Origin of the sequence: Streptomyces sp. cmx-18-6 (assembly GCF_046548915.1) — a bacterium.
Taxonomy (GTDB): Bacteria; Actinomycetota; Actinomycetes; order Streptomycetales; family Streptomycetaceae; genus Streptomyces.
This window is the reverse complement of record NZ_JAEBEP010000008.1, coordinates 38,932-55,915: the sequence shown is the minus strand read 5'-3', so window position 1 is coordinate 55,915 and position 16,984 is coordinate 38,932. Positions and strand designations below refer to the sequence as shown.

Below are 16,984 nucleotides of genomic sequence, written 5' to 3'. Positions count from 1 at the left end.
GACGCGGAGAGGGGACGAGAAGGGACGAGAGGGAAAAAGCTGGAGAAGGGTGGAGAAGAGGGAGGGGCCGTGGGGCTTGCGGGAGCGGGGTCGTGAACGGAGTGCGGGTTCGGGGTGGGGTTCGAGTGATGGGGCGGGAGAACGCGGCTGTGACGTGCGAGAACAAGGGAAACGAAGACCGGGGGCCGTGCTGTGGTGGGGATAGACAGTTTTCGCCACAGGTACGCACCCGGCTACTCACCGGTGCGACAACTTCGCCAGTACTCAGGTGGGCGACTTCGTCATCATGTGAGTATTCGGGGCCTCCGGCTCCGCTCTGCGCCCCCGGATGACGAGCACGATGCCCACCACGGCGAGTACGAGGCCCGCTCCGGCCGCTCCGACCGGCGCGGTCGTGGAGAGCAGCGCCAGCCGGTCGCTGTCCGCCGAGGCCAGCTCGACCTGCTTGAGCTGGGTCTCCTCGGTGAACTCGACCCGCTCGCTCTCCAGCAGCGTCACGGCGTCCTTGGACGAGCCCGGGGCGCGCAGCGTCTTCTTCGGGCCGATCGCCGCGTTCATGATGCGCCCGGTCCGCTGATCCACGACCAGCTCGATGCCGCTGTTGGAATACCACTCCTCGGCGAGGATCTGCGGCGTACGGGGCTTGCCCACGAGCACGCCCGGCACCTGGCGCACGCCGGTCCTGGTCGGCTCGACCGTGCCCTTGAACGCGTACCCCTCGTATCCCTGCACCTTCTTCTTGCCGGCGTAGTCGAGCCGGACGACACCGCCGAGGGTGCCGTCCCACCAGCGGTAGGCACGCTTTTCGACGTCGAAGGGGAACTTCAGATAAGCCTCCCCGTCGAACGACGGCGTCTCCTCGCAGCAGTGCACCGGTTCGTTGGTGGACCGGTCGGTCACCCAGCGCTCCAGGGTCCACTGGAGGGCGTCGCGGGGGTCGGAGGCGGGAAGGGTCTTGCTGTGGTCGACGGACGTGGACACGTCCCACACGGCGTTGCCGCTCTTGAGGCTGTCGGCCACGTCACCGCGGACCTGCCGCGTGATCGTGATCTCCTCGCCCTCGACCGTCTTCACCTGCGAGGTGTCGAAGTAGCTTCCCGTCCCGGTGAAGACCGTGGTGGTGTCGATGTCGATGGGGGTGCGCTTGGCCTGCGGCTGGACGTACCAGACGAGCAGTGGCGCGAGTACGAGCAGAAAAACCCCTGCACCCAGCAGGAAAAGGGACAGGGGTGAAGCATTGCGGCGCATCCGGGCACTCCTGAGTCGAAATTCTCTTCGCGGGAGGTGCACGGGCCCCGGGCCGGTCAGCCCTTGATTGGCGTGAACAGTAAGCAAGCCCTTGACGGCATGTCAATGGACTGTCGACACTGTGTGCCAGCCGGAGGGGCCCGGCCATACGGAGTGGGGATCGACTCCAGCAAGGAGCTGACCCGAACCATGCGCAGACTCATCGCCGCTGCCGCCACCTCCCTGGTGGCCGCCGCGCTCGCCGTCGGTGCCGCGATCGGCATCGTGGCCCTGCTCGACGCCACGCCCGAGCAGCCCAATACGCCGTTGATCAGCTACGAGACCGCCTCGGCGGGCTCGTGAAGCCTCGCGCCTGGCAGGAGGTGCCCCGGTCGAAGGTGGAGCGGTTCGCCTCCATCGCCCTGGCCGAGGCGCCGGAGATCGCCCAGACGATCCTCACCGAGATCCGGCAGGACTACCCCTACCTCCAGCTGGTCGAGGACGAGTCCGGCGAGCCGATGGCCCTCGTCGGGATCCGTCGCGCCATCGAGGGCTTCGTACGTCACCTCGGCGCCGGGGCCGCCGACCCCCGGGTGCCGCCGGAGGTGTTCCAGGAGTTCGGCCGGGGCGAGGGCCTGCACGGCCGCAGCCTCGACTCGCTCCAGGCCGTCTACCGGCTCGGGGTCCGGCTCACCTGGCGCAGGTTCGCCGAGATCGGCCAGCAGGTCGACATCGCCGCCCCCGCCATGTACGAGCTCGCCGAATCGGGATTCGAGTATCTGGACGGGCTCGTGGAACAGTCGGTACTGGGCTATGCCGAGGCGGCGGCCCGCCGCGCCAGCGAGCGGCTGCGCCTCCAGCGCCAGCTCATCGACCTGCTGCTGGTGGAGCCCCGGGGCGATTCCGCCCGGACGCTCGCCGAGCGGGCGGCCCGGGTCGGCTGGGAGCTGCCGGAGACCATCGCGGTGGGCGTGCTGATGCGCCCCGCCCGGGAGGCCGTCGCGCCGGCGGTGGGGCAGGGGATCCTGCTGGAGATGGAGAGCGAGCAGCCCCGCATCGTCATCCCCGAACCGGACACGGCGGGCCGGGCGGAGACCCTGCGCCGGGCCACCGCCGGCTGGTCCGGCGCGATCGGCCCGCCGGTGCCGCTGGCCGCCGCGGCCACCTCCCTGCGCTGGGCGGAGACCGCGGTCCAGCTGATCAAGAAGAACCTGCTGCCGCAGGGCGAGGTGCTGCACTGCACCGAACGCACCGAGGAGCTGGTGCTGCTGCCCTCCCGGGAGCTGATCGACGCCGCCGCCCGCCGCTGCCTCGCCCCGCTGGACGGCCTCGGCCCGGCCCAGGCGCGCCGCCTGGCCGAGACCCTCCTCGCCTGGATCGAGACGCCCGGCGGTGCGCCCGAGGTCGCCCAGCGGCTCGGCGTCCACCCCCAGACCGCCCGCTACCGGCTGCGGCAGATCCGGGAGCTGTGGGGCGACGCCATCGACGACCCCGACCAGCGCTTCGAGATGCTGCTGGTGCTCCGCTCGCAGCGGCTGAGGGGAGCACCGGCGCAGGGGGCGGAGTAGCGGCCCCGGGTGCAGCGGAGCAGCGGCTTGGGGGGCGTGCGGGCTCAGACCGGGGTGACGTACGCCCCGGCGATCCCGCCGTCCACCAGGAAGTCCGTCGCGTTGACGAACGAGGAGTCGTCGCTCGCCAGGAACGCCACGGCCGCGGCGATCTCGGTCGGCTCGGCGAACCGCCCCACCGGGATGTGCACCAGCCGCCGCGCGGCCCGCTCCGGGTCCTTCGCGAACAGCTCCTGGAGCAGCGGCGTGTTCACCGGCCCGGGGCACAGCGCGTTGACGCGGATCCCGTCGCGCGCGAACTGCACCCCCAGCTCGCGCGACATCGCCAGCACCCCGCCCTTGGACGCGGTGTACGAGATCTGCGAGGTCGCCGCCCCCATCCGGGCCACGAAGGACGCCGTGTTGATGATGGAGCCCTTGCCCTGGGCGCGCATGTACGGGATGGCGGCCTTGCAGCACAGGTACACGGAGGTCAGGTTGACCTCCTGGACCCGGCGCCAGGCGTCCAGTCCCGTCTCCAGGATGGAGTCGTCGTCGGGCGGCGAGATCCCCGCGTTGTTGAACGCGATGTCGACCGAACCGTAGGTGTCGAACGCGGCCTTGAAGAGGGCGTCGACCTGTTCGGCGTCGGTGACGTCGGTGCGGACGAACAGTCCGGCCGCCTCCACGGCGGCGGCCTTGCCGCGCTCCTCGTCCACGTCGGCGCAGACGACATGCGCGCCCTCGGCGGCCAGCCGCCGCACGGTGGCCAGGCCGATGCCGCTGCCGGCTCCGGTGACGACGGCGGTGCGGCCGACCAGGCGGCGGCAGACAGGGGAAGTGTCGGTCATGGTGCTCATGCCTCCGTGCTGATGAAGACGTTCTTGGTTTCGGTGAAGGCGGCCAGGGCGTCGGGACCGAGCTCACGGCCCAGGCCCGACTGCTTGTAGCCGCCGAAGGGGGTCGAATAGCGCACGCTGGAGTGCGAGTTGACCGAGAGATTGCCCGCCCGCAGGCCCTGGCCGACCCGCAGGGCGCGCCCGACGTCCCGGGACCAGATGGACCCGGCGAGCCCGTAGTCGGTGGCGTTGGCCAGGCGCAGGGCGTCCTCCTCGCCGTCGAACGGCAGCACCACCGCCACCGGCCCGAACACCTCCTCGACGGCCACGGGGGCGTCGGCCGCGACCCCGGCGAGCACGGTCGGCGGATACCAGAACCCGGGCCCCTCGGGGGCGTTGCCGTGCATCGCCCGTACGTCGCCGGCGCCCCGGCCCCCGTCGACGAAGCCCCGCACCCGGTCGAGCTGGAGGGCCGAGATCAGCGGGCCCATCTGCGTCTTCTCGTCGGCCGGGTCGCCCACCACCACGGCCGCGACGGCCGGGGCGAGCAGGTCGAGGAACCGGTCGTACACGGACCGTTCCACCAGGATCCGGGTGCGGGCGCAGCAGTCCTGGCCCGCGTTGTCGAGGAAGGACATCGGGGCGGCCGCCGCCGCGGCCTCCACATCGGCGTCGGCGAACACGATGTTCGGGCTCTTGCCGCCCAGTTCGAGGGTGAGGCGCTTCACGCGCTCCGCGCAGCGGGTCATGATGTGCTTCCCGGTCCGTGTGGAGCCGGTGAACACGATCTTCGCGACGCCCGGGTGCTCCACCAGGGCGCTCCCGGCCACCGGCCCCTCCCCGGGCAGGACCTGGAACAGCCCTTCGGGGAGACCGGCCTCCAGGGCGAGTTCGGCCAGCCGCAGAGCGGTCAGCGGGGTCGTCTCGGCGGGCTTGAGGAGGACGGCGTTGCCCGCGGCGAGCGCCGGCGCCAGACCCCAGGCGGCGATGGGCATCGGGAAGTTCCAGGGCGCGATGACGCCGACGACGCCCAGCGGCTCCAGGACCGTGAAGTCGATGCCGCCCGCCACCGGGATCTGCCGGCCGAGCAGCCGCTCCGCGCCCCCCGCGCTGTAGTCGAGGAGGTCGCGGACGTTGCCCGCCTCCCAGCGGGCGTTGCCGATGGTGTGTCCGGCTTCCCGGACCTCCAACCGGGCCAGTTCCTCGATGTGTTCGTCGACGACGGCGGCGAAGCGGCGCAGCAGCCTGGCCCGGTCGGCGGGCGCTGCGGCGGCCCAGGGGCGCTGCGCGGCGGCGGCGCGGACGACGGCCGCGTCCACGTCGGCGGCCGAGGCGGCGGGCACGGCGGCGATGACCTCGGCGGTCGCCGGGTTCAGGACGTCCAGGGTGGGCTGTGACACGTACGGACCTCGATCAGTGGGCAGCGGGGGTGGTCAGAGGCGTTCGAAGGAGCGGCGCAGCTCCCAGTCGGTCACCGCGGAGTCGTACGCGGCGAGTTCGACCCTGGCCATGTTCAGGTAGTGCGCGACGACCTCCTCGCCGAACGCCTCCTTCGCGATGGGGCTGGCCTCCCACAGCTCGGCCGCCTCGCGCAGGGTCGTCGGCACCTGGTCGTACGCGGCGGTGTAGGCGTTGCCCGTACACGCCTCGGGCAACGGCAGCCGGTGCTCGACCCCGTACAGCCCGGCGGCGACCAGCCCGGCGACGGCGAGATGGGGGTTGACGTCGCCGCCGGGCAGCCGGTTCTCGAAGCGCATCGAGCGGCCGTGGCCGACGACCCGCAGGGCGCAGGTGCGGTTGTCGACGCCCCAGGCGACCGCGGTGGGGGCGAAGGAGCCGGGCTGGAAGCGTTTGTAGGAGTTGATGTTGGGCGCGTAGAGGAGGGAGAAGTCGCGCAGGGCGGCGAGCTGTCCGGCCAGGAAGTGGCGCATCAGCTCGGACATGCCGTCCGGCCCGTCGCCCGCCATCACGTTCTCGCCGTTCTCGTCGGTGAGCGAGAGGTGGATGTGGCACGAGTTGCCCTCGCGCTCGTCGTACTTGGCCATGAAGGTCAGCGAGACGCCCTCCTGGGCCGCGATCTCCTTGGCCCCGGTCTTGTAGACGGCGTGCTGGTCGCAGGTGGTCAGCGCCTCGTCGTAGCGGAAGACGATCTCGTGCTGGCCGGGATTGCACTCGCCCTTGGCGGACTCCACCGTCAGCCCGGCCCGCTGCATCTCGTTGCGGATGCGGCGCAGCAGCGGCTCGATACGGCCGGTGCCGAGGATCGAGTAGTCGATGTTGTACTGGTTGGCCGGGGTCAGCCCCCGGTAGTCGCGGTCCCACGCCTCCTCGTAGCTGTCCCGGAAGACGATGAACTCCAGCTCCGTGCCGACCTGCGCCGTGCAGCCCAGCGAGGCCAGCCGGTCGAGTTGGCGGCGCAGGATCTGGCGGGGCGCGGCCACCACCGGGCTGCCGTCGTGCCAGGCGAGGTCGGCGATCAGGAGGGCGGTGCCCTCGTGCCAGGGGACCGGGCGCAGGGTGGCGGGGTCGGGGACCATGCCGAAGTCGCCGTAGCCGTTCTCCCACGAGGACATCGCGTAACCGTCGACGGTCCGCATCTCGGTGTCCACGGCCAGCAGGTAGTTGCAGCCCTCGGTACCGTGCTCCAGCACCTCGTCGAGGAAGAACCCGGCTGCGAACCGCTTCCCCTGGAGCCGGCCCTGCATATCGGGGAAGGCCAGCACCACAGTGTCTATCGACCCGTCCGCGACGCGTGAGCGGAGCTCGTCGACGGTGAGCGGGGATGTGCGGTCTGCCACGGGATTCCTCCTTGGGTGAACCGGGAGGCTTAAGGTATGACAGAGAACCATTGCTTGGGAAGGGGATCCGCGAGTGGCCACCAGGAGGAGAGCGGACGGCACCCGTCCGGCGGCGGTCGAAGGCGTCCCCGCCGCTGACGACGAGGTGACCGGCGGGGAGGCGGGTGACCGGGAGGCGGCGACGGGCGAGGAGGCGGCGGACACCGGGCCCGGTCCGCTGGTCTCCGTGCTGCGGCCCGTCCGCGCGGGCAACGGCTTCGAGGAGACCCTCGAACAGGTCCTGCAACTGCTCCGCCTCGGCCTCGTCCCGCCCGGCGACCGGCTGCCCGCCGAACGCGAACTCGCCCAGCACCTGGGCGTCAGCCGGGTGACCCTGCGCGAGGTGCTCAAGGTCCTCCAGGACCAGGGCATGGTGGAGAGCCGGCGCGGCCGCTACGGCGGAACGTTCGTCCTGCCGCGCGCCACCGCCCCGGACGGCGGTGACGGCAGCGACGAACTGCGGCGGCGGGTGGCGGCCGTCGACGTGGAGGACACCCTGCGCTTCCGCGAGGTGCTGGAGACCGGGGCCGCCGGGCTGTGCGCCGAAGGACTGGCGGCGGACGGCGCGATGCGGCTGCGGTCGGCGCTGGAGGCCACCCAAGGGGCCCGGCTGGAGGACTACCGCCGCCAGGACACCCTGCTCCACCTCACCCTCGCCGAACTCTCCGGCTCCCCCTCGCTCGCGGCGCGGTACGCCTCCGTGCGCGCCGCCCTCAACGAACTCCTGGACTGCATCCCGCTGCTGGTGCGCAACCTGGAGCACTCCCAGCAGCAGCACGCGGCCGTGGTGGAGGCGGTGCTCGACCGGGACGCGGAGGCGGCGCGCGAGATGATGCGCGAGCACTGCGGCGGCACGGCGGCGCTGCTGCGCGGCTTCCTGGCCTGAGGGACTCCGGTTCCTGGGCGCGGGGCGTCGGTTCCTGACCAGGGGCCCGGTTCCGGGCCCGAGCGGCCGCGAGGACGAATCCGTAACCGCTCTTTAACGCACGCCCCTTGTATTTCGCCCTGACGTTCCACAAAGGTATGCCGACGAACCTTTGATCGAAGCAGTTCCGTCGATGAAGCCGACAGACGTCTGGAGCGCCTCATGCCTCAGGGAACCGAGACCCCCGCCGGACCACCCGATTCCGCGAATCCGGGGGCGTCCGGCACAGCCGCGTACCTCAACCGCCGGACCCTGAGGCGAGGCAGCGCCGGCTGGCTGCTGCTGACCGGACTCGGCGTCGCCTACGTCGTCTCCGGCGACTTCTCCGGCTGGAACATCGGCCTCTCCAAGGGCGGCTTCGGCGGACTCGCGGTGGCGATGCTCCTGATGGGCGTCATGTACGCCTGTCTGGTCTTCGCACTGGCCGAACTCTCCGCCATCCTGCCGACCGCCGGAGGAGGTTACGGCTTCGCCCGGCGCGCGCTCGGCACCTGGGGCGGCTTCCTGACCGGCACGGCCATCCTCATCGAGTACATCCTCGCCCCCGCCGCCATCTCCCTCTTCATCGGCGACTACGTCGAATCGCTCGGCCTGTTCGGGCTGACCTCCGGCTGGCCCGTCTATCTGGCCTGCTTCGCGATCTTCATCGGGATCCACCTCTGGGGCGTCGGCGAGGCGCTGCGCTTCAGCCTGGTCGTGACCGCCATCGCGGTGGCCGCCCTGCTCATCTTCGCCATCGGCGCGTTCACCGAGTTCGACGCGGGCCGCCTCAACGACATCCCGGCGGACACCACCGCCTTCGGCTCCAACTCCTGGCTGCCGTACGGGCTCCTCGGCATCTGGGCGGCGTTCCCGTTCGGCATGTGGTTCTTCCTCGGGGTGGAAGGCGTACCGCTCGCCGCCGAGGAGGCCAAGGACCCGGTCCGCTCGATGCCGAAGGCGCTGGCCATCTCGCTCGCCGTGCTGGTCTTCCTGGCCCTCATCACCTTCGTCTCGGCCACCGGGGCCCAGGGCGCCAACGCCATCAAGGAGGCGGGAAACCCGCTGGTGGTGGCCCTGGAGGGCAGCGGGGAGCCGACCACGCTCAGCCGGTTCGTCAACTACGCGGGGCTCGCCGGACTGGTGGCCTCCTTCTTCTCCCTCATCTTCGCCGGCTCCCGCCAGCTCTTCGCCCTCTCCCGGGCCGGCTACCTGCCGCGCTTCCTCTCCCTCACCAACCGCCGCAAGTCCCCCTACCTCGGCCTGCTGATCCCCGGCGTCATCGGCTTCACCCTGGCCGCCTGGAGCGGCAACGGCGGCCGGATGCTCAACGTCGCCGTCTTCGGGGCCACCATCAGCTACGCCCTGATGGCCCTGTCCCACATCGTGCTGCGCCGCCGTGAGCCGGAACTGCCCCGGCCCTACCGCACCCCGGGCGGCGCGCTCACCTCGTCCGTGGCCTTCGCTCTGGCATGCTCGGCCCTGGTGGCGACCTTCCTGGTGGACCGGAACGCGGCGTTCATCGCGCTCGGCGTGTACGCGGTGGCGCTCGCCTACTTCGCCTTCTACAGCCGCCACCGCCTGGTCGCGGGGGCCCCGGAGGAGGAGTTCGCCGCACTGGCCGCCGCTGAGGCCGAACTCAAGCGCGGCTGACCGCCCGGGCCCCGTCATGACACCACGCACAGCCCGTCGATCCGTAACGAGACAACCGAAGGAGCCGTCCCATGTCCCGGCCCGTCATCGGCATCAGCACCTACCAGGACCCGGCCCGCTGGGGCGTCTGGGAGATGCCCGCCGTGCTGCTGCCCGCCGCCTATCCCCGGCTGGTCCGGGCGGCGGGCGGACTCGCGGTGCTGCTGCCGCCGGACGAAGCGCAGGACGCGGCACGCGAGACCGTCGCCGCCCTGGACGGGGTGGTGATCGCCGGGGGAGCGGACGTCGAACCGTCACGGTACGGAGCCGCGCCCGACCCCCGTACGGGGCCTCCGGCCCGTGAACGCGACGCCTGGGAACTCGCCCTGATCGAGGCGGCGATCGAGCTCCACGTCCCGCTGCTGGGCATCTGCCGGGGCATGCAGCTGCTGAACGTGGCCCTCGGCGGCACCCTGCACCAGCACCTCGACGGCCACACCGGGGGACTGGCCGTCTTCGGCGGCCACCCGGTGACCCCCGTGCCCGGCACGGCGTACGCGGCGGCCGTCCCGGAGCCCGCCACGGTGCCCGCCTACCACCACCAGGCCGTCGACCGCCTGGGCGCCGGTCTGGTCGCCTCCGCCCACGCGCCGGACGGGACCGTGGAGGCGCTGGAACTCCCGGACCGCGACAGCCTGGTGCTCGGGGTCCAGTGGCACCCGGAGATGGGCGACGACCCCCGGGTCATGGCGGCCCTCGTCCGGGCGGCCCGCCACCGCTCGCGCACCCCGGCCGCCGTGGCCGGAGCGGCGGCCGGACCGGCGGAGTACGCGGCGGGCTGAGGGCACGGCCCCGCGAGGGGGAGCCGGGTCAGTCCGCGACGAACGGCTTCAGGTCGATCTCCTCCAGCGAGTCGGCCTGGCCCACCCGATCCGCCAGCTCGGCCAGTGAGGCGTACTGGGCGCGGCTGAGGGACATGCCGAAGTACTCGACGACGTGGCACGCGTCGTCGACGGCGAGCTCCTCCTCGGCGTTTCGCGCCATGTTCAGCGACGAGAGCAGCGCCCCCACCCCCGCGGACCGGGGCTGGCGGGCGATGAGGCCGTGCACGAGAGCGGCGAAGTCCGCGAGCCATGCGTCGTCCGCGCCCGATGTGACCGTCATCCGACCGGCCTTTCCGTCGTCCCCGTACGTCCCCGGCGCGCAGGTCCGCGCCGCAGCCAGCATGCCGGACGCGGTCGCCGGGGTCAGCGGCGGGTGTCGGGGTTCCGCGCCGCCGGGACCGACCCGCTGAGCTCCTGGAGCAGGAAGGGCCTGATCCCCTTGTCGCGCAAGGCCGTTCGCCAGGTCTCCCGGGCGCGGTCGAGGTCGGCCGACCGGTCCACCCCGGGCGGTGCGCCGGGAGCCGACTGGAGCGCGGCGGTGCGGTAGAGGGCGACGATGCTGATCAGGGAGGTGGCCGCCGCGATGGCGAGACTGATCCAGCCGACCCGTACGAGAGTGCCGGACAGCGCCGCCAGACTGCCCGTCAGGCGCAGCCCGTAGCCCAGGACCAGAAAGGTCGCCGCGGCGACGGCTGCCAGGATCGGGGTCAGCACCCCGAGGACCGCCAGCGTCCCCGCGCCCGGCCGCTCCTGGTGCCCGGGCCCGGAAAGGGGCGGGGGCCCGGTGTCGTGGCGTCGGCCGTGGAGCTCGCGCCGCAGGCCCGCGTACGACCGGTACTCCGCCGCCGCGGCCGGCGCCGTGCGCGCCGCCGAGGCCAGGGCCCGGATGCGCAACTGCCCGCTGCTGAGGTCCGATCGCTCCAGCAGACGCTGGATCTCCGCCGAGGCGAGCACATCGTCCAGCACGCTCGCGTAGTCGGATCTGTCTTCGTCCCCGAGCCGGGAAGGACTGCCCATGCTCTCCCTCGATCGATGTGTCGCCGCGATAGGCCGTGGTGCGGGGGGCCGCGGGCTCCCCGTGGAGTTCCCGCGGCCCCCGGGCCGTGAGGACGGCGTTGCTACAGGTGCTGCGAGACGGCGGGCATCAGGTCCTGGAAGGTGCGCCCGTCAGCGGGTGCTCCGATGGCCGTCATCTGCCAGCCCGAGCCGGTCCGCTGGACCTTGGCCATGACCTGCGCGGTGTGCCGCCCGCCGCCGGTCAGCGTGTAACGCGCCAGCTCCTGGCCGTTGCTCTCGTCGACCAGGCGACAGAAGGCGGCCTCGACCTCCTCGAAGGTCTGCCCGGTGAAGGAGTTCACCGTGAAGACGATCTGGTCCACGTGGACGGGCACGCGCCGCAGGTCGACGACGATGGACTCGTCGTCGCCGCCCTGGCCCGCCCCGCCGACCCGGTTGTCGCCGGTGTGCTGCACCGAACCGTCGTCGCTGGTCAGGTGCTGGAAGAAGACGACGTCCTGGGGGTCCTTGCCTGCGAAGAGCACAGCCGAGGCGTCCAGGTCGATGTCACGGGCGGTCAGCCGGGCCAGGAGTCCCTTGCGGGGCGCGGCCTTCCAGCCCAGCCCCATCCGGACGACGCCGAGTTCGCCGCCGCCGGACTTGGTGAGGCTGACCTGCTGGCCCTTGGAGAGGTTGATCGTCATGATTCCGCCTTCGATGACTTCAGTGAGGTGACTTCAGTGAGGAGCGGTCGAGCGGTGCCCGGCTCGGCGCGGGCGGCTCAGAGACCGACGCCGAAGTCGGCGACGATGCCGCTCAGCCCGGAGGCGTAACCCTGGCCCACCGCACGGAACTTCCACTCGGCGCCGTGCCGGTACAGCTCGCCGAAGACCATCGCCGTCTCGGTGGAGGCGTCCTCGCTGAGGTCGTAGCGGGCGATCTCCGCGCCGCCCGCCTGGTTCACCACGCGGATGTACGCGTTGCGGACCTGGCCGAAGCTCTGGCCGCGCCCCTCCGCCTCGTGGATGGAGACGGGGAACACGATCTTGGCGACGGTCGCCGGTACGGCGGAGAGGTCGACCTTGACGATCTCGTCGTCGCCCTCGCCCTCGCCGGTGAGGTTGTCGCCGGTGTGCTCGACCGAACCGTCCGGGCTCTTGAGGTTGTTGTAGAAGACGAAGTGCTCGTTGGACAGGACCTTGCCCGACTCGTCGCAGAGCAGGGCGCTCGCGTCCAGGTCGTAGTCCGTGCCGGTCGTCGTGCGGACGTCCCAGCCGAGGCCCACGAGGATCGCGGTCAGCCCCGGAGCCTCCTTGCTCAGCGAGACGTTTCCGCCCTTGGCCAGGCTCACGCCCATGGTGTTCTCCCTTACGTCGTGACGGGTGCGTGGGTGGTGACGGCGCCGCCACGGGTGACGGTGCGGGCACTCTGCGGCAACACCATGAAATCTACAACACTGTAGATTTTTCCGGGTGGGTGGGAAGCGGTCGAAGGCGTGAGCGGTGGCTCGGCGGCGCGGCGGCTGGATACGCTTTCCCGGCACCCGGCAGGTGAACGGCCATGAGCGGGGCAGCGAAGGGAAAGGGGGCCGGACGGTGGACGCCGAAGGAGCCGGTGACGAGCGGGGAACGCCTGCCCGCAGGCGGGGCCAGGGCGAGCTGGAGGCCCAGGTGCTGTCGGTGCTGGGCGAGGCGAGCGAACCGGTGACCGCCGCCTGGGTGCTGCGACGGCTCGGCAACGGCCTGTCGTACAGCACCGTCATCACCATCCTGACCCGGCTGCACGCCAAGCAGGCCGTCACCCGTACCGGCCCGAAGCGGCCCGTTCTGTGGCAGCCCGTGGCGAACGAGGCCGGCCTCACGGCCCTGCGCATGCGCCGCCTCCTCGACAAGCAGCGGGACCGGGACGCGGTGCTGTCCAGCTTCGTCTCCGTCCTGTCGGCGGACGACGAGGAGCTGTTGCGCTCCCTGCTGGCGGAGAGCGGCCCCGAGGCTCCTGATGCCCTCCTGGCGCCTGATGCCCCCGTGGCTCCGGTCGACCCCCTCGGACCCGTGGACCCCGACGCCTCCCACGGCCCCTTCGGCCCCGACGACCCCCTCACCCTCGACGACCCCCTCGCTCCCGACGATCCCGGCGCTTCGACGGACCGGCCGGAGGGCTGACGATGGGCGTCTTCGTGTATCTGCCCCTGGTCCTGCCGCTGACCGCGCTGCCGATCGCGCGCCTGGCCGAGCAGCACCTGCACCCACGGAGAGCCGCACGCCTGCTGACCACCGTCGCCGTGATCCTCGCCGCGTGCAGCCTGGTCTGTCTCGGGCTGCTGGTCGTGGTCGGCACGGCGCAGCTCCCCGGCAACCCGCTGCCCGACAGCTGGTCCGACGAGGAGGTGCGCGACGCCGTGCCGCACGACGGCTTCGCCGGCAAGGCGTCCATCCTGGCGCTCGTCGCCGTGACGATGGCCTGCGGGATCACCCTTCGACGGCATTACGGCTTCCGTGCCCGGGCCCACCGGACGCTCGCCGGACTGCCCGGCGGAGGCGACCTCGCCGTACTGCCCGACGACGTGCCGTACGCCTACGCGCTGCCCGGCTCACCGGGCCGGGTGATGGTCTCCACGGCCATGCTCGCCTCCCTGGACCCGGCGGAGCGCCGGGCGCTGCTCGCCCACGAACGGGCCCATCTGGAGGGCCGCCACCACCGGCTGCTCCTCGCGACCCGGCTCGCCGGGTGCGTCAACCCGCTGCTGAGACCCCTGCGAGGGGCCCTCGTCTACAGCACGGAGCGCTGGGCGGACGAGGAGGCGGCCCGGATCACGGGCGACCGCCGGCTCACCGCACGCGCGGTCGGCAAGGCGGCGCTCATCTCCCGCGCGAGCCCCGCCGCCGCGGCCGTCGCCGGTTTCGCCGCCGCGGGACCCGTGCCGCGCCGGGTGGCCGCGCTCCTGGGCCCGGTGCCGCCGGACCGGGGCTGGCCGCCCGCGCTGACCCCGGCGGGGGCCGCCGCGTTCGTCGCCGCCGCCGGCACGACCGTCTCGGCGCTGTCCGCGCTGAACGCGGCCGTGGCGCTCTTCGTCGTACTGGAGGCGGCGGCGACACCGCTGTGACCTCCCGCACGGGGGAGGGAGAACGCCCGGCCCGCCGGATCGCTCCGGCGGGCCGATCTCCTGACGCCGGCGGGCCGGCGTCAGGAGATCAGGACGCGCCGGTGACCCGGGGCCGGGCCGTCCCGGGGTCGTGGGTCAGGACGCGCCGGTGTCCAGCGCGGCGAGGGCCTGGGCCCAGCGGACGTACTTCAACTTGGCCAGATCTGCCACCGTCTTCACGCCGAACGCCTCCTGGAGCAGCTCGCCGTCACGGTCCGAGACGCCCTTCAGTGCCGAGACGGGAGCCGCGAGGATGGTGGTCAGGTCCTTGTCCGCGTAAGCCTTGTCGAGCACCTTGTCCAGGTCGATCTGGGCCACTGCTGCCTCCTGAGAGCTTGCTCCTCCGCCATGACGGCGGGTGGCCCCGGGCGGGGCCGCCAGCACAACTGCGCGGGACGGCGCGGGAGTTCCCGAAAGGCCGTGGACCCGCTGGAATCGAGCCACGCGGCCTCCGGCGTCTTGAGGTCTACGGGGCTGTAGAGTTCGGGGGCCCGGCTATGAGGAGATACGCGTTGTCTGCCAGTCCGGGCCCTTCGGGGCCCACGGAGTTCGCACCTCAGGATCTTCGAGATCCTCAGAGGCCCAGCAGTCCCCGGGACCCTCGGAGCACAGAGCCGGTCCCCCACTCGGCGGGTGAGGGATGACCGCCGCCCTGCTCGGCCTCCTGGCCGTGTTCGTCCTGACCCTCGGGACGGGCTACTTCGTGGCCCAGGAGTTCGCCTACGTCTCCGCCGACCGCCTGACGCTCTCCCGGGAGGCCGCGGCCGGCGACAAGCGGGCCGCCCGGGCCGTGAACGTCCTGGAGCGGCTCTCCTTCATGCTCTCGGGCGCCCAGCTCGGCATCACCGTCACCGGGCTGGTCGTCGGCTTTCTCGCCGAACCGTCCGTCTCCACGCTCCTGCGGCCCGTACTGGGCTCCATCGGGCTGCCGGACGGGGCGGTGTCGGCCGTCTCGGTGGTGCTCTCGTTCGTCCTGGCGACCTTCATCCAGATGGTGCTGGGCGAACTCGCGCCCAAGAACCTCGCCCTCGCCGTACCGGAGCGGATGGCGAAGTCCCTGGCCGCCTCCACGCTGGTCTACCTGCGGGTCGTCGGCCCGCTCATCCACGTCTTCGACAGCGCGGCCAACCGGCTGCTGCGCCGCATCGGCATCGAACCGGTGGAGGAGCTCCACCACGGAGCCACCCTCGAAGAGCTCGGCCATCTCATCGGCGAGTCCCACGAGGAGGGCGAACTGCCCGCCGCCACGGCCGAACTCGTCGACCACGCCCTGGAGTTCTCCGAGCGCACCCTGGGCGCGGTGATGGTGCCGCGCGCCGACGTCACCTTCGTACGCCGCGACGCCATGGCCCTGGAGGCGGTCGAGCTGATCGCCCGGCACGGCCACTCGAACTACCCCGTGCTCGGCGACCACCCCGACGACCCCGCCGGAGTGCTGGGCGTACGGGAGCTGATGGGGCTGCCCGCCGCCGACGTCGGCCGCACCACCGCCGGCGAGCTGGCCCGCCGCCCGCTGTTGCTGCCCGAGATCCTGAGACTCCCGGCGGCGGTCGCCCAGATGCGCGAGCGGGACGACGAGTTCGCCGTCGTCCTGGACGAGCACGGCGGTGTCGCCGGCATCGTCACGTACGAGGACATCGCCGAGGAACTGGTCGGGGAGATCGCCGACGAGTCCGACACGGTCGTCGAACTCGCCGTCGCGGACGGCTCCGGCTGGGTGGTCGACGCGGGCCGCCGCCTGGACGAGATCGAGGAGGCCACCGGCATCGTGCTGCCCGAGGAGGGCGACTACGACACGCTCGCCGGACTGATCATCGACCGGCTCGGCCGCTTCCCCACGGTCGGGGACCGCCTCACCGTCTCCGGCGTCCGGATCGACGTCCGAACGCTCGACCGGCACGTGGCCGAGTACGTCCGTATCGAACAGGAGCCGCAGGCATGAGCTTCCCCATGGCGCTCTTCGTGACCGTCCTGCTGCTGATCGGCAGCGGCTTCTTCGTCGCCGCCGAATTCGCCCTGGTCGCCTCCAAGCGGCACCGCATGGAACAGGCGGTCCTGTCCGGGCAGCGCGGCGCCAAGGCGGCGCTCGCCGGGATGCGCGAGCTGTCCCTCATGCTGGCCGGCGCCCAGCTCGGCATCACCGTCTGCACCCTGGGCCTCGGTTCCCTCTCCAAGCCCGCCATCTCCCACGAGCTGGACCCGCTGCTGGAGCGGCTCGGGCTGCCCGCCGGACTGAGCTACGGCATCGCCTTCGCCCTGGCGATGATCATCGTGGTCTTCCTGCACATGGTGGTCGGCGAGATGGCCCCCAAGTCCTGGGCGATCGCCCACCCGGAGCGCTCCGCGATGCTCCTGAGCCCGGCGTTCCGCGCCCTGGTCAAGGTCGTACGTCCGCTGATCCGGTTGCTGAACGCGATCAGCAACGCGCTGGTACGGCTCTGCCGGGTGACCCCGCGCGACGAGCTCACCTCCGTCCACAACCGCGACCAGCTCACCCACCTCATCGAGGAGTCCGAGCGGCTCGGGCTGATCAGCAAGGGCGACTCCGGACTGATGACCCGGTCGCTGACCGAGCCGCAGACCCCGGTGGCCGAGTTCCAGATCCCCGCCGAGCGGATCGTCACCGTGCCCGCGGACGCGGACCTCGACCGGATCCTCGCCGTCGCCGCCGACGCGGGCCGCACCCGGCTGCTCGTACGGGACGGGGAGCACGTCCTCGGATCGGTCCACGCCCGTGACGCCCTGGTGGCCCGCGCCGGCGGCCGGCAGGTGTCGGCGCGCGCCCTGGCCCGGCCCGTACCGGAGCTGGCCCCGGACGAGACGGCCGCGCACGCGGTGGAGCGGCTGCGCGAGCGCCGCGCGACCATCGCCGTCGTCCGCGACGAACAGGGCCGGCTCTCCGGACTGGTCAGCCTCGACGACCTCCTCGCCCGGCTGCTGCATCCGCCGACCGCGTCGTAGGGGCCGCCGGCTCCC

17 protein-coding genes and 1 pseudogene are annotated in these 16,984 nt (G+C 72.2%); 9 read left to right on the top strand and 9 right to left on the bottom strand.

Annotated features, from left to right (window positions below; genetic code table 11):
• Positions 1 to 264 precede the first annotated feature (264 nt).
• On the bottom strand, positions 265 to 1,248 hold the full coding sequence (locus ACLJPL_RS19940) for a DUF3068 domain-containing protein (RefSeq protein WP_411082203.1): 984 nt from the start codon (positions 1,246 to 1,248) through the stop codon (positions 265 to 267).
• Positions 1,249 to 1,437: 189 nt separating this feature from the next.
• Here ACLJPL_RS19940 and ACLJPL_RS19935 point away from each other — a divergent pair, with 189 nt between their 5' ends.
• Entirely contained in the window at positions 1,438 to 1,590 is a 153-nt protein-coding gene (locus tag ACLJPL_RS19935; RefSeq protein WP_411082202.1) for a hypothetical protein, read from the top strand.
• A complete protein-coding gene (locus ACLJPL_RS19930; protein WP_411082201.1) occupies positions 1,587 to 2,795 on the top strand; it encodes a helix-turn-helix domain-containing protein in 1,209 nt (402 codons plus the stop codon). The genes ACLJPL_RS19935 and ACLJPL_RS19930 overlap by 4 nt, the downstream gene beginning before the upstream one ends.
• A gap of 44 nt (positions 2,796 to 2,839) precedes the next feature.
• Here ACLJPL_RS19930 and ACLJPL_RS19925 read toward each other — a convergent pair whose 3' ends face one another.
• The 3 genes from ACLJPL_RS19925 to ACLJPL_RS19915 are packed head-to-tail and all read right to left on the bottom strand — an operon-like array spanning position 2,840 to position 6,411.
• On the bottom strand, positions 2,840 to 3,625 hold the full coding sequence (locus tag ACLJPL_RS19925; protein WP_411082200.1) for a 3-oxoacyl-ACP reductase: 786 nt from the start codon (positions 3,623 to 3,625) through the stop codon (positions 2,840 to 2,842).
• Between the two features lie 5 nt (positions 3,626 to 3,630).
• Complete coding sequence (locus tag ACLJPL_RS19920) at positions 3,631 to 5,013, bottom strand: aldehyde dehydrogenase family protein (RefSeq protein WP_411082199.1); 1,383 nt, start codon at positions 5,011 to 5,013, stop codon at positions 3,631 to 3,633.
• Positions 5,014 to 5,046: 33 nt separating this feature from the next.
• Complete coding sequence (locus ACLJPL_RS19915) at positions 5,047 to 6,411, bottom strand: glutamine synthetase family protein (protein ID WP_411082198.1); 1,365 nt, start codon at positions 6,409 to 6,411, stop codon at positions 5,047 to 5,049.
• Between the two features lie 73 nt (positions 6,412 to 6,484).
• Between ACLJPL_RS19915 and ACLJPL_RS19910 the strand changes: the two genes are divergently transcribed.
• From ACLJPL_RS19910 to ACLJPL_RS19900, 3 genes are all read left to right on the top strand, one after another.
• Positions 6,485 to 7,336: a FadR/GntR family transcriptional regulator gene (locus ACLJPL_RS19910; protein WP_411082197.1), complete on the top strand. Its 852-nt coding sequence runs from the start codon at positions 6,485 to 6,487 to the stop codon at positions 7,334 to 7,336.
• Between the two features lie 201 nt (positions 7,337 to 7,537).
• Positions 7,538 to 9,007 carry an ethanolamine permease gene (eat, locus tag ACLJPL_RS19905; protein ID WP_411082196.1) on the top strand — a complete coding sequence of 490 codons (1,470 nt, stop codon included), beginning with the start codon at positions 7,538 to 7,540 and terminating at the stop codon, positions 9,005 to 9,007.
• A 71-nt stretch (positions 9,008 to 9,078) separates the two neighbouring features.
• Positions 9,079 to 9,828, top strand: a complete 750-nt coding sequence (locus tag ACLJPL_RS19900; RefSeq protein ID WP_411082195.1) for a gamma-glutamyl-gamma-aminobutyrate hydrolase family protein — start codon at positions 9,079 to 9,081, stop codon at positions 9,826 to 9,828.
• 28 nt (positions 9,829 to 9,856) lie between these two features.
• Here ACLJPL_RS19900 and ACLJPL_RS19895 read toward each other — a convergent pair whose 3' ends face one another.
• The 4 genes from ACLJPL_RS19895 to ACLJPL_RS19880 all read right to left on the bottom strand — a co-directional run bounded on the left by ACLJPL_RS19895 (position 9,857) and on the right by ACLJPL_RS19880 (position 12,223).
• Entirely contained in the window at positions 9,857 to 10,150 is a 294-nt protein-coding gene (locus tag ACLJPL_RS19895; RefSeq protein WP_411082194.1) for a hypothetical protein, read from the bottom strand.
• A gap of 83 nt (positions 10,151 to 10,233) precedes the next feature.
• Entirely contained in the window at positions 10,234 to 10,887 is a 654-nt protein-coding gene (locus ACLJPL_RS19890; protein WP_411082193.1) for a hypothetical protein, read from the bottom strand.
• A 101-nt stretch (positions 10,888 to 10,988) separates the two neighbouring features.
• Positions 10,989 to 11,570: a TerD family protein gene (locus tag ACLJPL_RS19885; RefSeq protein WP_411082192.1), complete on the bottom strand. Its 582-nt coding sequence runs from the start codon at positions 11,568 to 11,570 to the stop codon at positions 10,989 to 10,991.
• A 77-nt stretch (positions 11,571 to 11,647) separates the two neighbouring features.
• A complete protein-coding gene (locus tag ACLJPL_RS19880) occupies positions 11,648 to 12,223 on the bottom strand; it encodes a TerD family protein (protein WP_411082191.1) in 576 nt (191 codons plus the stop codon).
• Between the two features lie 238 nt (positions 12,224 to 12,461).
• Between ACLJPL_RS19880 and ACLJPL_RS19875 the strand changes: the two are divergent.
• Together ACLJPL_RS19875 and ACLJPL_RS19870 are read left to right on the top strand one after the other, a co-directional pair.
• Positions 12,462 to 12,890, top strand: a pseudogene (locus ACLJPL_RS19875) (BlaI/MecI/CopY family transcriptional regulator); the annotation flags it as partial.
• A gap of 140 nt (positions 12,891 to 13,030) precedes the next feature.
• Positions 13,031 to 13,969, top strand: coding sequence for a M56 family metallopeptidase (locus ACLJPL_RS19870; RefSeq protein ID WP_411082190.1), 939 nt, complete (start codon positions 13,031 to 13,033; stop codon positions 13,967 to 13,969).
• 135 nt (positions 13,970 to 14,104) lie between these two features.
• Here ACLJPL_RS19870 and ACLJPL_RS19865 read toward each other — a convergent pair whose 3' ends face one another.
• Positions 14,105 to 14,326, bottom strand: a complete 222-nt coding sequence (locus tag ACLJPL_RS19865; protein WP_411082189.1) for a hypothetical protein — start codon at positions 14,324 to 14,326, stop codon at positions 14,105 to 14,107.
• 322 nt (positions 14,327 to 14,648) lie between these two features.
• Between ACLJPL_RS19865 and ACLJPL_RS19860 the strand changes: the two genes are divergently transcribed.
• Together ACLJPL_RS19860 and ACLJPL_RS19855 are read left to right on the top strand one after the other, a co-directional pair.
• Complete coding sequence (locus tag ACLJPL_RS19860) at positions 14,649 to 15,950, top strand: hemolysin family protein (RefSeq protein ID WP_411082188.1); 1,302 nt, start codon at positions 14,649 to 14,651, stop codon at positions 15,948 to 15,950.
• Positions 15,947 to 16,969: a hemolysin family protein gene (locus ACLJPL_RS19855; RefSeq protein WP_411082187.1), complete on the top strand. Its 1,023-nt coding sequence runs from the start codon at positions 15,947 to 15,949 to the stop codon at positions 16,967 to 16,969. Before ACLJPL_RS19860 ends, ACLJPL_RS19855 begins: the two co-directional genes overlap by 4 nt.
• Positions 16,970 to 16,984 lie beyond the last annotated feature (15 nt).